The sequence below is a fragment of the Actinomycetospora aeridis genome, assembly GCF_037400275.1.
GTDB lineage: Bacteria > Actinomycetota > Actinomycetes > Mycobacteriales > Pseudonocardiaceae > Actinomycetospora > Actinomycetospora aeridis.
In genome coordinates this window covers 845,056-860,062 of sequence record NZ_JBBEGL010000003.1, presented here as the reverse complement: position 1 = coordinate 860,062, position 15,007 = coordinate 845,056, and the positions used below count along the sequence as shown (strand labels likewise).

Genomic DNA, 15,007 nt, shown 5'->3' with positions numbered 1-15,007 from the left:
CTCAGCCCGCGTCGGGGTCGACCAGTGCGAGGGCGAGCGCGATCCCGTCACCCCGGAGGACGCCGGCCGTCGGTCGGCGCCGCGACCCGTCACCGGCGCCGAAGCGGTCGTCGGGCAGGAGGAGCGCGCGGAAGCCCGGATCGGCCTGGGGTCCCAGTGCCTCGTCCGCCGCGACGACGAGGCGCGCGACGGCGCCCGCCGACCCGTCGCTGCGTCGACCCGGCGCCGCGAGGTCGGGCAGGTCGGCGAGGTCCTCCCCGTCGCCGGTGTCGGGACCCACCCACACCGCCAGATCGAGGAAGCGTCCCGGGCCGCCCTCGTCGAGGAGCAGCCCCTCGGCGGGGAGCGCGGCCCCCGCCGGGAGGCGCAGGGTCCGCGCGCGGACCACCTCGCCGGCGGGAGCGGCGAGCACGTCCAGCCGGACGGGCCCGCCGGCGAGCCCCGGGACGTCGAGCGCGTCCAACCGCACGACCAGCCGCCGGGTGGGCACGTCCCCGTCGGGCGGAGCCGGTGTGACCAGCCGGACGGCGTCGTCCGGACGCTCGTCGATCGCGAAGACCGGTTCGGACGGTCCGTCGGGCGGCCGCGGCCCGGGGTGGAGGACGAAGTCGAACGGGACGACCCGGTAGCGGACGGGGTCGCCGCCGGCCTGCTCCCGCGCGCGGCGCCCCACGGCGAGGTCCTCCAGCAGCCGCCCGATCCGGGTGGTGAGGGTGCCGGACCGCGTGACCACGCCCGGTTGGGCGAGCTGCCCGAGGCCGTCGATCTTCGCGTTGGCCGCGATCGTCACCATGGTCTCGGCGCGGGGTGATCCGTCCGGCAGCCCCGCCGGCCACCGCAGGGGGAGGCCGGACGCGCCGGGGGAGGACCGGCCCACCTCGTAGGTGTGGGTGGGCGCCACGGAGATGCCGTCGGGCTCGGACGAGGTCAGGATCTCCAGTCGTCCGGCGAGCCCGACGTCGACGACGGAGACGTACCGGGTGCGGGTGGCGCGGTTGCGGGCGCGGATGACGACGTGGTCGCCGACGAACAGGTGCGCGCCCTGGCCGAGCACCTCGTCCCCGCCGTCCTCGCGGACCCGCAGCCACGAGACGTCGACGTCGTCGTGCAGCTCCTCGCGCCCGGTCCCGGAGGCGAGCTCGCGGACCCACGCGGCGCGGGCGAGGGTCCGCACGTCCTCGGCGACCTCCGCGGGCGTCGGGGTGGCGTGGTCGCCGTACAGGGGGGCGCCGTCGGCGTCGAGCAGCTGGGCGCCGCCCCCGCCGAGCCGGACCGTCGCGAGGGTGCCGGGCGCCTCCTCGACGATCCGGACGTGCGCGGTCCTCGCCAGCTCGGCCACGATCTCCGGACGGCTCGTGGCGGTCGGCGGCACGATCGCCACCGGCCGGGCGCCGAGGGCCACCTCGCGTGGCCAGGCCGCGGTGCCGCCCGCCAGGTCGGCGGCCGTGCCGCCCGTCAGGGCCAGCACCGCCCGTCCGTCGACGATCCCGGTGACGACGGCGGTGATCTCCGCCGCCCCGGCGGCGCGGCCCGGCGCGACGAGCACGTAGGTGTCGCCGACGGCCGCCCCGAAGAGCGCGGCGCCGTCCATCAGCGCGACCCCGTCGACCACGCGCACCGGACGCACCCCGGTCTGGGCGCGCCGTTCGAGGGAGAACAGCAGCCGGTCGACCGGGCCCTCGACCTCCGGTCGCTGCCGGACCACCTCGATGACGGCGCTGCGCACGAGGTCACGCACCTCGCGCCACGTCAGGTCGGCACTCGCCGCGTCCGCCAGGACACCGACGAGCGCGGCGGTCAGGACGCCGTGCGGTGCGCCGCCGAGCGCCGCGCTGGGTCGCTCGTAGGCGAGCTCGGCGGGCGAACAGGCGACCACGCGGACCGCGTGCGGATTGCTGTCGGTGGTCACCGAGGCCAGCAGCGGATCCGCCCGGAGATCCGCCCACCGCCGCAGCAGGTCGGTCCTCGGCAGGTCGACGTCGAGCGCGCGCGGGAGCGCCTCGGGGGTGCGCGACATGCGGGCCGAGTGGCAGCAGTCGAGGATCGTCGTGACGTTCGTCGTCCGACGGGTCAGCTCGAGCTGGAGCAGGCTGAGCTCCTCGGCGAGCACGCAGCGGGCCCGGTCGCCCGAGACGTCCTCGATGTCGGTCGGCACGATGTACTGCAGCCAGGTCGGTGCCGTGGGGTCGTCCCGGGGTCCGCGCTCCCGGGCGCCGTGCCCCGTGTAGTAGACGACCGTCGCGTCGTCGGGCGCCGTGTCCGCGACGAGCTCGCGGTAGGCGGCGACGATCCCCGCGGCGCTCGCGGCCGACCCGGTGCGCCGGTCGGTGGTGAAGCCGTGGCCCTCGAGGACGTCGCCCATCGCGGCGACGTCGCCCTCGACGCCCCGCAGGGCGCCCACCCGGCTGCCGATGAGCAGTGCTCGTCGTCGTGGCACGTCGCTCCTCAGGACGTGCCGATGTGGACGAACGGGGCCCACGCGGCGGGGTGCGCCGGGTCCGGGGACGGGTCGGGGGGTGGGTCCTCCGGGTCCGCGTCGCGCGCCGTGCGGCGGATGCGCTCCGGGACGGGTGCGGTCTCGGGGGCCAGTGCCCGGTACCGGGCCTCCGCCTCCTCACGCGTCAGGGCGCGGACCCGCGCGCGGGCGCCCTCGAGCGCCGCGCCGACCGACGACGTCGCCTGCAGCTCCTCGTGCAGGGCGACCATCGTCAGGCAGGCCAGCTGGTCGTCGACCGGCCACAGGGAGACGACCAGTTCCTCGGCGCCCGCCGCGATGAGCGCCCGGGTCAGCCCCACGAGGTCGCCCGCCGCGGTCGCGCGGCCGCGGCCGCTGTCGCAGGCGCTGAGCACGGCGAGCTCGACGCCGGTGTGCGTCCCGACGAGGTCGGGCAGCGTGAGGCTCGAGGAGCCGGCGAGGGCCAGCTCGGCGCTGTACGGCGCCGCCTCGCGCAGCAGGCCGTGGGTGGCGAGGTGCAGGACCCGGGCGCTCGGGAGCCGTTCGAGGACGGCCTCGCGGGTGGCCGCACCGTCGAGCAGCGGGGTGGCCTCCCGCAGACGCCCCACGGCGAGGGCTTCGGCGCGGGTCCCGGGCAGCGGCGTCAACCGGCGCCCGGCCGCGAAGGCGGGGTCGCCGACGAGCAGGACGTCGGTGCCCGTCGCCGGCGACGCCGCGTCGCGTCGCGGCTGCTCCGGGAGCAGCGAGGCGGCGGGCAGCACCGACGTCGTCCACCGGGTGCCGAGCGTCTGCCCGTGCCACGGCAGGGCGTGGAACGGGAGGACCGCGAGCGGCCCGTGCGGCACGACCACGAGGCGCCGGTGGTCGGTGAGCTCGTCGGCCCAGGGACGCAGCAGGAGCTCGGCGAGCCGGTCCGCCGGCGCCTCCCGGTCCGCCGGCGTCGAGTCCGACCGCGCGAGCGCGCGGTGCCACCCGCGGGCGTCGGCGGTCAGGTCGGCCGTGGCGACGTCCCGGCGCACGACACGGGCCGAGTCCGCGGTGACCGCCCAGGCGACGAGCTCGTCGTCGAAGGCGTGGAACTGGAGGAGCAGGGTGCCCGGGTCCAGCCGCGACCGGATCGCGTCCAGCGACGGCGTCGAAGGCAGCCGGCGCCGGGTGGCCGCCTCGTCGGGCGCCTGCACCACGAGCGCCTCCTCGGCCTCGTCGAGCGCCCGCTCCGCGTCGCGGACCGCCCGCTGGACGCGGTCGGCGGCGGACGGGTCCCCGACCTCGTCCCCGGCGCGTTCGACGGTCCGCGCCAGCAGCGCCCCCGTCTCCTGCCACCGGCGGACCGCCGGCGTGACGGGGGCGCGGGCGGACCGCCCGAGGAGGTCGGTGAGGGCGCCGGCACGGCAGCGGTCGGAGAGCTCGAAGGCCCGGGCGAGGTCGGCGGACGCCCCGTCGGCGTTCCCGTCGCTGCCCCCGGTGGAGTCCGCGGCGAGCCGGGCGTGGGCGCGGATTGCGGTCGTGTAGGCCCCGGCGACGGCGAGGTCGTCGGTGGCCATCGTCCGGAAGACATCGAGGCCGAGCCGGGCCAGGTGCTCCTCGAAGCGCGCGACGGCGGTCGCCGCGGTGGCCGCGGCCCCCGCGGTGTCGCCGAGGCCGAGCTGGACCTCGGCCAGCAGACCTGGCGCCTCCCACGGGCGGTTCCCGGTCGCGGGCAGCTCGCCGCCGGGCAGGCCCTCGAGGATCGCCCGTGCCCGCTCGAAGCGCTTCAGCCGGGCCCACAGCGTGGCCCGGGCGTCGGCGGGCAGGGTCTCCTCGATCTGCTCGAGCAGGGCCAACGCCTCGTCGAACCGGCGCATCTGCCCCAGCACGATGAGCGTGGGGAAGGGACCGTCCTGCTCCGCGGCGTCGAGCGCCTCGTCGAAGAAGGTCGTGGCCCGCTCGGGGTCACCGGCACCGCGCAGGGTGAGGGCGCGGTAGAGCGGCCCGTAGATCGACCCCTCGGCGCGGATGCCGTCGAGCGTCCCGGTCATCGCCGTGTGCACGGCCTCGGCCATCGCCCCCTGCGGCGGCGCCCCGGCGAGCCACGCGGCGTGCTCCCCGACCCGCTCCACCGCCGCGCCGTCGCGCAGGCCCTGCGCGTCGCGGCTCGCCGCCGCCACGCGGGTGACCAGTCGGCCCCAGGCCAGCCCGTCGTTGTCCGCACCGGACCACCGGGCGGCCTCGACCTCCGCATCCGCGATCACGAACGCCGCGCGGCGGTAGTTCGCCGCGACGTACCGGCTCGCCTGGTCCTCCCGCAGGATCGCGGCCTCGGGAGCGGCGCCGAGCGCCGAGGTGATGACCTCCGCCAGGCGGTGGGCGAGGCGGGCGTGCCGGACGTCGTCGTCACGCCAGCGCGCCGACCGGGCGACGCAGAGGCGGGCGAGGCCGCGGGCGAAGCTGCGACTCCCGTCCTCGAGCGCCCACGTCGCCACGGCGGTACCGGTCGCGGTCACGTCCGGCTCGTCGCCCGCCCGGACGAGGGCGAGAGCGCGGTGGACGGCGATCAGCGCGGCGAGCGCCCCGTCCCCGGTGCCCTCGGTGAGCGCCGCGGCGCGGGCCAGCACGGCGGCGGCGCCGCGGTGGTCGCCCTGCCCGACGAGGACGCCGGCGCGCCGCAGGGCGACGGCGGCCCGGCCGCGGGGGGCGCCCGCCGCCTCGTAGGCCTTCTCGGCCTCGGCCCAGTGCTGCTCGGCGGCCTCGAGGTCGGGGACGATCCCGGGGACGGAGGACGCCGGCGCGAGGAGCTCGCCGAGGAGCTCGGGGTGCGATCCCGGTGTCGCGGCGCGGTCGCCCGCGGCGAGGGCGCACGCGGCGATCCCGGCGGGGTCGTCGAGGAGCTCGTAGGTGCTGCGGGCGATGCCCAGCGCGGCGTCGGCCATCGGGTCCTGGCCGCCGCGGGCGGCGACGTCGGCGAGGGCCAGCGCCGCGGCCGCGGTCGCCCCCGGCTCGTCCAGCGCCGAGAGCTGCTCGAGGACGAGCTGCGCCTGACCGAGCGCCACCCCGGCGGCGTCGGGCCCGCCGGTGGCGATGTCCCGCCATGCGGGGAGGACCGCGAGCAGGCGTCCGGCGACCGTCACCAGCACCCGCGTCCGGCTCCCGGACGACTCGGCGTCCGGGACGACCACGACGTCGTCGGTGTGGCCGGGTTCGGCGGTCGCGGGGCCGTCGCCGGGGAACCATCCGGCGTCGAGGACGCCGGCGAGCGCGCGTAGCGCCCGGAGCAGCTCGGCCGCGTCGGTGTCGCCGCCCGGGCCCAGCGCGTCGAGGATCCGGACGGCGCGGCGCGGCGCCCCGGCGCCGAGGGCGACGGCGGCGCCGGCCGGTGTCGTGGCCGCCGGTCCGAGCGGGCGCCACTGGTCGCGCAGCAGGGCGTGGAGCACGTCGTCGAACGACTCGGTCGGCATGGGCCCCCCTCTCCGGCGGCTGCCGCCGCGATCATCGTTCCGCTACGGGGAGCCACGAGCAGCCGCCGGTCGAGCGAACCCGCCCGTCGTCGTCACCCGGTTGCTCACTCGACCGTCACCGATTTCGCGAGGTTCCGGGGCCGGTCGACCTCGTGGCCGAGCCGCACCGTCATCTCGCGGGCGAAGAGCTGCAGCGCGACCGCGGCCTCCAGCGGACCCCAGGGCGGCTCCTCGGCGGGGCTGCTGATCGGGAGGGTGGCGTCCTCCGACGCACCCACGAGCACGGCGCGTGCCCCGCGGGCGGTGATCTCGGAGACCCCGACGGCGAGGCGTCCGCGCGGCTCGGCGTTCACCACCACGACCGGGGTGCCGGGGCCGAGCAGGGCGATCGGGCCGTGCTTGAGCTCCCCGGCGGGGACCGCCTGCACCCGCCGGTAGGTGAGCTCCTCGAGCTTGAGGGCCCCCTCGCGGGCGTAGGGCACCCCGGCCCCGCGCGAGACGAAGACGACGCCGGGCTCGTCGGCCAGCTCGTCGGCCAGGGCGGCGGCGGGTGCGGCGGCGAGCGAGGCGGTGGTCGCCAGCCGGGCGGGGAGCCCGTCCAGCACCGACTCCAGCTGCGCGAGACGGGACGCGGACACCGCACCCGCCCGCGCGCCGACGGCCAGCGCGACCGCGACCCCGGCGACCACCTGGGAGGTGAACGTCTTCGTCGCCGCGACGCCGACCTCGGGACCGCAGCCGAGCCCGAGGACGGCGTCGGCCCGGCGGGCGAGGCTGGACCGGGGCGCGTTGGTGATCGCGAGGACGGGGTCGCCCCAGCGGTCCAGGGCCGCGAGGACGTCGGCCGTCTCCCCGCTCTGCGAGAGGGCGACGGTCAGCGTGCCCGGTTCCGGAACGGCGAGGTCCGGCTCGCTGGCGGTGACCACGCGCGCCGGGATGCCGCCCTCCACGGCGAGGACCCGCGCCGTCACCTCGGCGGCGTGCCCCGACGTGCCGCACGCGACGAGGCGCACGCGCTCCGGGGTGCCCAGGCCGAGGTCGCCCAGCAACCGTCCGCCGTGGAGGCGGCCGAGGAGGCCGTCGAGCAGCCGGCGGGTCGCCGCGGGCTGCTCGTCGATCTCCTTGGCGGTGAAGTCCGGCGCGCTCCCGCGGTCGACGGCGGTCGACCGTGCCCCGAGCGACCACGCCCCGGGCGCGGGCACCGGCCGGGCCTGCGCGTCGAACCAGCGGACCTCGTCCGCCAGGGCCACGAGGTGGCCGTCCGGGACCTCCCGCGCCTCCGTGACCTCGGGGCCGAGCCCCAGCTCGTCGCTCGCCGCCATGTGCCGGTCCGTCCCGGCGCCGACCAGGAGCGGGGACGAGCGGCGCGCGAGCACCACCCCGTCCACGCCGGCCACGAGGACCGCCAGCGCCCACGCGCCGCGCAGGCCGTCGACGGCCTGGGCGACGGCCCGGACGACGGCGTCGAGGTCCGGGACCGCGGGCAGGGCGTCCTCGATGCGGTGCGCGACGAGCTCGCTGTCCACCTCGGTGACGATCCCGTGCCCGCGCACGGCCAGCTCGGCGCGCAGGCGGGAGGCGTCCTCGATCGTGCCGTTGTGCACCAGCGCGACCCGTCCGGAGCAGTCCCGGTGCGGGTGGGCGTTGGCCGCCACCGGCGCGCCGTGCGTGGCCCAGCGGGTGTGACCGATGCCGGTGGTCGCGCCGTGGACGTCCGCGGGCAGGGCGGCGACGAGGGCGGGGAGGCGGCCCGCGGTGCGGTGCACCGACGGCGGTCCGCCGTCGCCGGGATCGAGGGCGACGCCGACCGAGTCGTAGCCGCGGTACTCGAGGCGTCCGAGCCCGTCGAGCAGGGCGGGCAGGGCGGGGACGAGCCCGTGGTGGGCGACGATTCCGCACATGGTGGTCCTCCGGAGAGAGTCGGGTGAGCAGGGGACGGGCTGGTCAGGAGACGGGTCGGTCGAGGGCCTGCAGGAGCGCGGTGAAGGCGGACCGGTCCTGGGCGACGCCGCTGCAGTCGGGGCGCGCCCGGGTCTCGCCGGGGCAGGAGCCGGTGTCGCGCGACACCGACCACAGGCCGACCGCGCCGAGGCCACGGGCGCGGGCGTGCTCGACCACCGCGGCGGCGTCGTCGGGGGTCGTGACCATGCCCTGGTCGTTGCGCCCGATCATCACGGTCACCGCGAGGCGGCGGCGCAGCTCGCGCGGGTCGGCGTCCGGCCACACCTCGCCGAGCTGGCGTGCCGCGGCGTCGACCGCGCCGGTGGTCGCGCCGCGCCAGTCGCCGCCGTCCGGGAAGTTCATGGCCATGACGTTGGTGCGCACCGCGACCCCGCGGTCCGCGACGGCCCGCAGGATCGCCATCCCGGCGGCGGTCAGGGCGGAGTCCCGGCTCTGGACCGGCAACGTCAGCGTGACGGCGGTGCCACGCTCCCGCTGCAGGAGCTCGAGCGCGTCGGCGACGAGCTCGACGTCGACCGCGGCCTCCAGGTCGACGTCGAGCTGGTTCGTGGCCGAGGCGTCGAGCGCGGTGCGGTAGGCCTGCGCGAGCGCGCCGGCGTCCCCGCAGCTCGTCTCGAGGTAGGGCGCCATCGCCCCGCCGGTCGCGACCGTGACCTCGCCGCCCACGGCCCGCAGTGCGGCCAGCCGGTCGGCGACGCCGCGGTCGGTGACGGGGACGTGGCCGCCCCAGCTCGGGTCGTCGCACCCGCCGGCCCCGGCGAGCACGAACGCCGCGACGACGTGGCGCTGGCCGGTCTGCCGCGCGTAGGACGCGAGGTCGGGCGGCGTCGCGGTGCTCATGTCGGCGTAGGGCAGGACCCGCGCGGTCGGCAGCGGTCCCTCGGCGAGCGCAGGAGGTCGGGGGTCGCCGGAGCACCCGGCGAGCACGGTGAGCAGCGTGGCCAGGGCGAGGAGGGCCAGGAGGGCGGAGCGGATGGTCCTCATGACGGCCGCCCGGGCAGGGCCGGCGTGTCGACGGCGTCGAGCAGCTCGTGGAGCCCGCCGACGCGGCGCAGCTTCTGCCAGCGCAGGCGGACCCCGGCGCAGGCGGTGACCGTCGAGCGCACCAGGACCGCGTACATGAGCTGCCGGTAGACGATCTGCTGGAGCGGGAGCAGCCACAGCACCCGCAGCCGCTCGCGCTCGAGGCGGAAGGCGTACACGGCGCCCAGGAGCTGCAGTCCCAGCATCGCGCACCAGGCGCCCGCGGTGAGGACCGGGTCGAGGAACAGCAGCCCGTACACCAGGAACACGTCGACCAGGGGCGCGAGCAGGGGCAGCAGGATCTGGAAGAGGGCCAGCTGGACGAGCCCGAGGCGACCGAACCGGCCGGAGGCGCCGCGGGAGAGCACCGCGCGGCGGTGCTTCCACATCGACTGCATCGTCCCGTAGCTCCACCGGTACCGCTGGCGCCACAGCTGCCCGAGCGTCGCCGGGGCCTCCGTCCAGGCCCGCGCGGTCTCCTCGTAGACCACGCGCCACCCGGCACGGCAGACGGCCATCGTGAGGTCGGTGTCCTCGGCCAGGGTGTCGTCGCTGACCCCGCCGACCGCGAGCAGCGCGTCACGGCGGAAGGCCCCGACGGCCCCGGGGATCGTCGGCATGCACCGCAGCAGGTCGTACACCCGACGGTCGACGTTGAAGCCGATGACGTACTCGATGTGCTGCCACGAGGCGATGAGCCCGCGGCGTCCGGACCCGGTCGTCGCCACCTTCGCGTTGCCGGAGACCGCCCCGACGCCCGGGTCGGCGAACGGCTGGACGAGCCGGCGGATGGTGTCGCGCTCGAAGACGGTGTCCCCGTCGATCATGACGACCAGGCCGTGGCGGGCGTGGGCGATCCCGTTGTTCAGCGCGGCGGGCTTGCCGCCGTTGGTCTGGCGGACCACCCGCACCTCGGGCAGGCCGAGCCCGTCGGCGATCTCGGCCGTCCCGTCGGTCGAGCCGTCGTCCACGACGACGACCTCGACGGGGTGGTCGCTCGCGACGAGCGAGCGCACTGTCGCGGCGATGTTCTCCTTCTCGTTGTAGGCCGGGACGACCACGGACACCGGCTCGGTGACCGGGGAGCCCCAGGTCCAGCGGTGCTCGGCCCGCCGGAACCGGTGCCGGCCGGCGACGACCATCATGATCAGGAGCCGGAGCAGGACGAGGCCGCCGACCACGAGCAGCATCCACGTCAGCGAGGACACGAGGACACCGGCGATCGCGACGGCGGCCATCAGGCCCTGACCCATGAGGTACGGGCCGGCGCCGACCGGCTGGTCCGGGGCGGGCAGGCCGACGGCCTCGGTGGGTGTGGTGAAGCGGTAACCGCGGTCCTTGAGGAGCGGGATGAGCCGGTCGAGCGCCGCGACCGTCTCCGAGCGGTCACCGCCCGCGTCGTGCATGAGCACGACCCCGCCCCGCCCGTCGGCCGGCGTGCTGTGGGCGACGATCGCGTCGACGCCGGGGTGGCGCCAGTCCTCGCTGTCCAGGTCGGTCAGGACCGTGGTGTAGCCGTCCTCCGCGGTACCCAGGAGCGAGCCGTAGTGCGGGTCGTCGATCGCGCGGGGCGACGAGGAGTACGGCGGCCGCAGCAGTGCCGTCGACTCGCCCACCGCGCCGTTGACGACGAGCTGGGTGTCCCCGAGCTCGACAGCCGCCCGCAGCGGCGTGATCGTGGTGAGGTCGGGATGGGTGAAGGTGTGCACGCCGAGCGCCGAGCCCTGCGCGCGGATGGCGGTCAGCAGCTCGGGGTGGCGGGCGGCGGCACTGCCGACGACGAAGAACGTCCCCGGGACGCCGTGCTTGCGCAGGACGGCGAGCACCTCGGGCGTCCACCGCGGGTCCGGCCCGTCGTCGAAGGTGAGGGCGATGGTCCGGTCGGGCAGGCGCCGTGACACCAGCCCGTCCGGCCCGGCGGTGATGATCGGACCGCCCTGGAGCAGGGACTCCGGCACGGTCGCGACGCCCTCCGGCTCGGCGGCGAGCTGGTCGGCGGCGACGTTCGCGTTCGTCAGCCCGTTGAGCACCAGGACGCTCGCGAGCATCAGGGCGGTGACCGCCAGGAGCCACACGGCGGGCCCCGGGAAGCGCCACCGGGCGGCGCGCGGCACCTCCGCGGCGGGCTCGGTCGGGCCGGGGACGGGAGTGGTCACGGGAGGCTCCTCGGGGGTGCGGTGACCGGAGCGGGCCCGGTGGCCGGCTCCGCGATCTCGACGGGACGGGGGCCGGACGGCGCCGGGGATCCGGCCAGGGCGCCGCAGCCCACGAGGACGACGTAGGACAGCGATGCGGCGGCGACGAGGGCGCCCAGGACCCGCACGAGGGCGCGCCGACGCCCGCTGCCGTCGACGAACACGGGGTCGCCGGCCGGGACGGGGAGGAGGGCGGCGGCCGGGCGGGCAGCAGGTGCGGGGGTGATCGGGAGGATGGTGACCACGCGCGGGGTCGGCGGGATGACCGTCACCAGCTCCGGCCCGCCCCACGGCGCGGGTCGGTACGCCGGGCGCTGCGGGCCGGCCCGGTGGCGGGCGCGCAGCGGGGCGACCCGGTACTCGACCCGGGTGCTCCGGACCACGACGGCGGTGGGGAGGGGGCTGTTCGTCACGCCCTCGAGCCTCGGGCGCGCGGGGGGTCGGAACGACCCGTGCCACCCTCGATCCCGGTGGGGGTTAACCCCCAGCGGCTACGCGCCGAGCAGGTCGCGCAGGACGGTCTCCGTCTTGGGGGGAGCGTCCGGGTCGGGGGAGAGGCCCAGGTCGGCGAGGTCGTCGAGCAGGAGCGTTCGCTTCTCGCCCGCCTGCTCGAGATCCGGGGCCCGCAGCGAGAGCTCCAGGAAGGTCCGCTGCTCGCGGCCGTAGGTCCAGTGCTCGGCGCGCAGATCGTCGAGCCGGCGGGTGGTCACGTCGTCCCACCGCAGGGCGCTGACGGGTCCGGCCGGTCGGAGTCCGCGGAACGGACGGGGGTCGCCCGCTTCCCGGGGGAGCCGATGTTGCTCCGCCGAGAGGAGGTCTCCGACGTCCCCGGCGCCCGTGAGCACCTCGGCGAGCTCGTCGTCCTTCACCTTCCCGTCCATGCTCGCCGCGAGTACCGGCGTCGCCGACCAGTCGTACTCCACCTTGTAGTCCCCACCGAACGCCTCGGAGCCCGGTGCGAAGTCGTCGAGGAGGCGGTCGAGCGCCGCCGGTCGCAGCTTGACGGTGCTCGTCCACTTCCCGCCCTGCTTCTTCTGACGCAACCGGACGATGATCGAGGCCGTCAGCAGGCGCAGCTCGCCGTCCTCGTCGAGGGCGTCGAAGAACCAGATCGTCTGCCGCTGCGCGCCGTCGCCCGACAGCCCGAGAGCCGAGAGCTCCCGGGCCACGTCGTCGCCCTCGAGCGTGGCCTTGACCTCCACGCCGATCGCCGGTTCGTCGGCCATCCCCGCCTCCTTCAGAAGGTGACCGACCAGCCCTCGCGGACGTCGGCGCGCGTGTAGGTGACGCCGTCGACCTTCAGCCCGGCGGGATCGAGGAGCGTGACGATCCCGCCGCCGTTGCCGAGCGCGAACGGCGGCGTCACGGACACGCGCAGCGTCTCCCCGGGCCCGAGCACCACGGCCGGGAGGGCCGTGGCGTTCTCGACCCGGTCGGCGAGGCGCCAGCCGGTGAGGTCGAGCGGCTCGGGGCCGGCGTTGAGCAGCGTGACGGTCTCCGCCTCAGGCCCTGGTCCGACCGGGTCGACCAGCGCACCGACGACGCGCAGCCGCCCACCCCGACCCGCGTCGACGGGGGCGACGTCGAGCGCGTGCCCGGTCCTGTCGTCGGTGTGCCAGCTCTGGGACTGGAACGCGAGGAGGACGGCCACCCACTGGTCCTGGCCGGGGAAGTGCAGCAGCAGCGCGCCGTCCTGCCAGACACCGTCGTCGCGGGCGTGCGGCGCGGAGTTCCCCTGGTTCATGTGCACGTCGTGGATCCCGTTGCCGGGCACGAACCCGAAGATCTTGTCCTTCTTCCCTTCCTCCGGGCCCCAGCGCTCGCCGAACGCGTAGACCCGGGCCTGCGGGTCGCCGATCGCGCGCTGGACGTAGTGCTCGAGCGCGTCGGCGAGGTCGTTGTCCGGGCCGGGCTTGTCGGGCGGCAGCGCGCGCATGCGGTCGCGCTCCACCAGGTTGGCCCGGATGAAGTCCAGGGCCGCGCCGCCGGGGCGGCTCGCGAGCACGTGGTGACCCTCCTCCAGCGCGGCGATCGCCGTCAGCGCCGGGTGCCGGAACGCGTCGTCGGCGGCGTAGAGGACGTTCGGCGGTTCCTCGCTGGAGAGCACGTTGACGGCCACGCGGTACGGCGTCCCGGCGGCGGTCATGAGCAGTTGGTAGTGCGGGCTGTCCCGGTCGGTCTCGGCGCGGCGGTCGACGACGCGCCCGACCAGGACCCCGTAGTTCTTCAGTGCCATGCGAGGTCCCCCTGTCCTCAGGTCCCGGCGAAGAGCCGGCGTTCCTTCTCGCGCGCGGAGCCGGGCTCGTACCAGCGGTGGGTCCAGCTGTCGTCGACCGCGAGACCGCCGCGGCGCGACAGCCCGCTCCGGCCGGTCCGCCGTTTCGTGATCGCGTACCGCGCCTCGTAGTGGGTGAACAGCCGCATGAACTCGGTGAGGTAGACGTCGGCGACGGCCGTGTCCCCGCGGATCACCAGCATGTTCTCGTCGTTGGTCGTCACCGAGTCCGGGCTGAAGTTGGCCGACCCGGTGATCACGAGCGGGTCGTCGGACAGGGGGTCGACGAGCATGTACTTGGTGTGGATGTAGCGCACGTGGCCGTTGAGGCCGTGGGTGGACTCCTCGACCCAGTCGCCGAACGCCCCGGCGGGCAGCTCGGCCCCGACCGACACGCGGTTGTCGGGGTCGGCCTCCCGGATGACGAGGTCGATGCCCTTGCGCGCGGTGTCCATGAGGACGTAGCGCAGGGCGTCCCCGGGTTCGAGGAACACCGGCTGGAGTCGCTTGGTCACCCCGAACGCCGCGGTCAGGAACATCGCCTTCTGCGCCGACCGCGCGCGCGCCGCGTAGAAGTCGAGCATCGCGTTCGCGTTCCGGCGCGGGCTCATCAGCCACGTCTCGCCGGCGGGCGGCACGGCGTCGACGGCCGGGGTCGCCGGGTGCTCGCCGCACCAGGTGCGCAGGTCGGCGGTGGTCGGGTCACCGCGGAGCTGCTCCCAGTAGTCGAGGTAGGCCCGGGCCACGTCGGCGCGCCACACGGCGTGCCCGACGTTCGAGTGCCCGAAGATGCCGCCCGTGGTGATGTTGGTCGAGCCCGTCCACACCCCGACGGGCTCGCCGTCGTGCAGCGCGACGAGGAACTTGTTGTGGGCGATGCCCGTCGAGTGCTCGCGGGAGATCACCCGGTCGACCAGGCCGGCCTCCGCGAGCGCCTTCGCGTTGGTCTCGTGCGGGCTCGACGGGTCGTCGGACGCCTCGACCACCAGGCGCACGTCGGCCCCGGACGTCGCGGCGATGCGCAGGGCGTCCAGCACCGGGGCGTAGGAGAACTCGTAGAACGCGCCCCGCAGGGTCCAGGACGCGTCGCGCGCCTGGCCGATGAAGGCGAGGATGCCCTCCTCCATCCCGCGCGAGAGCCATCGCCAGGCCTCGCGGTGCGGGACGTCCTCCGGGCGGCGGTCGCCGAAGCGCCGGGCGTAGAGCTGCGAGGCGGTCGCACCACGGTTGAAGACGACCGTGTGGTCGCCGACCCGCATCCCCTCGGTCCGGACGCTGACCGACGTCTCCCGCACGGGCCGGAGATCGCCGGGCGCCCCGGCCGTCGCGACGACCCGGTAGGTGTAGTCGTGCTCGGGCTTGGCGGAGTAGTCGCCCCACCGGAACGTCTGAAGGGGGTGGTGCTCGCTGGACGCCGGCCCCCGCGGGGCCCGGCCGTCGGCGCTCGAGGCGGGGAACCGCAGGAGGTTGGTCAACCAGCTGCGTTCGCCCTCGGTGTGGTCGGTCCGCTCGATCCCGAAGCCGAGCAGTCCCTCGACGTCCGCGGGCGGCAGATCCATCCCGAGCAGCACGACGTTGTTGCCGGCGACGGCCTGCACCGTCAGGCCCGAGGCGTTCTCTGATGCGCGCACGTCCCTACCTCCTCGGGGGACAGTCGTGGGTG

The 15,007-nt window shown here is 76.3% G+C and carries 9 protein-coding genes; all 9 read right to left on the bottom strand.

Annotated features, from left to right (window positions below; all coding sequences use genetic code 11):
- Position 1: 1 nt before the first annotated feature.
- Positions 2-2,437: a caspase family protein gene (locus WCD41_RS14690; protein WP_337714151.1), complete on the bottom strand. Its 2,436-nt coding sequence runs from the start codon at positions 2,435-2,437 to the stop codon at positions 2-4.
- 8 nt (positions 2,438-2,445) lie between these two features.
- The gene (locus tag WCD41_RS14685; RefSeq protein ID WP_337714150.1) at positions 2,446-5,889 is read right to left on the bottom strand and encodes a CHAT domain-containing protein; all 3,444 of its coding nucleotides are present in this window, start codon (positions 5,887-5,889) and stop codon (positions 2,446-2,448) included.
- A gap of 104 nt (positions 5,890-5,993) precedes the next feature.
- The gene (gene glmS, locus WCD41_RS14680) at positions 5,994-7,790 is read right to left on the bottom strand and encodes a glutamine--fructose-6-phosphate transaminase (isomerizing) (RefSeq protein ID WP_337714149.1); all 1,797 of its coding nucleotides are present in this window, start codon (positions 7,788-7,790) and stop codon (positions 5,994-5,996) included.
- A 43-nt stretch (positions 7,791-7,833) separates the two neighbouring features.
- Positions 7,834-8,835, bottom strand: coding sequence for a glycoside hydrolase family 18 protein (locus WCD41_RS14675; protein ID WP_337714148.1), 1,002 nt, complete (start codon positions 8,833-8,835; stop codon positions 7,834-7,836).
- On the bottom strand, positions 8,832-11,030 hold the full coding sequence (locus WCD41_RS14670) for a bifunctional polysaccharide deacetylase/glycosyltransferase family 2 protein (RefSeq protein WP_337714147.1): 2,199 nt from the start codon (positions 11,028-11,030) through the stop codon (positions 8,832-8,834). Before WCD41_RS14670 ends, WCD41_RS14675 begins: the two co-directional genes overlap by 4 nt.
- Positions 11,027-11,482: a hypothetical protein gene (locus WCD41_RS14665; protein ID WP_337714146.1), complete on the bottom strand. Its 456-nt coding sequence runs from the start codon at positions 11,480-11,482 to the stop codon at positions 11,027-11,029. The genes WCD41_RS14670 and WCD41_RS14665 overlap by 4 nt, the downstream gene beginning before the upstream one ends.
- A 78-nt stretch (positions 11,483-11,560) precedes the next feature.
- On the bottom strand, positions 11,561-12,295 hold the full coding sequence (locus WCD41_RS14660) for a hypothetical protein (RefSeq protein ID WP_337714145.1): 735 nt from the start codon (positions 12,293-12,295) through the stop codon (positions 11,561-11,563).
- An 11-nt stretch (positions 12,296-12,306) separates the two neighbouring features.
- Positions 12,307-13,305 (bottom strand): DUF2278 family protein, encoded by a 999-nt coding sequence (locus tag WCD41_RS14655; RefSeq protein ID WP_337714144.1) that lies wholly within the window; start codon positions 13,303-13,305, stop codon positions 12,307-12,309.
- Positions 13,306-13,322: 17 nt separating this feature from the next.
- A complete protein-coding gene (locus tag WCD41_RS14650; RefSeq protein ID WP_337714143.1) occupies positions 13,323-14,975 on the bottom strand; it encodes a phospholipase D-like domain-containing protein in 1,653 nt (550 codons plus the stop codon).
- Positions 14,976-15,007 lie beyond the last annotated feature (32 nt).

What these genes read in the sequence shown, in the direction of transcription:
- glmS (WP_337714149.1), bottom strand. Translation starts at nt 7,790, where the DNA reads ATGTGCGGAATCGTCGCCCACCACGGGCTCGTCCCCGCCCTGCCCGCC.
- WCD41_RS14655 (WP_337714144.1), bottom strand. Translation starts at nt 13,305, where the DNA reads ATGGCACTGAAGAACTACGGGGTCCTGGTCGGGCGCGTCGTCGACCGC.
- WCD41_RS14685 (WP_337714150.1), bottom strand. Translation starts at nt 5,889, where the DNA reads ATGCCGACCGAGTCGTTCGACGACGTGCTCCACGCCCTGCTGCGCGAC.
- WCD41_RS14660 (WP_337714145.1), bottom strand. Translation starts at nt 12,295, where the DNA reads ATGGCCGACGAACCGGCGATCGGCGTGGAGGTCAAGGCCACGCTCGAG.
- WCD41_RS14675 (WP_337714148.1), bottom strand. Translation starts at nt 8,835, where the DNA reads ATGAGGACCATCCGCTCCGCCCTCCTGGCCCTCCTCGCCCTGGCCACG.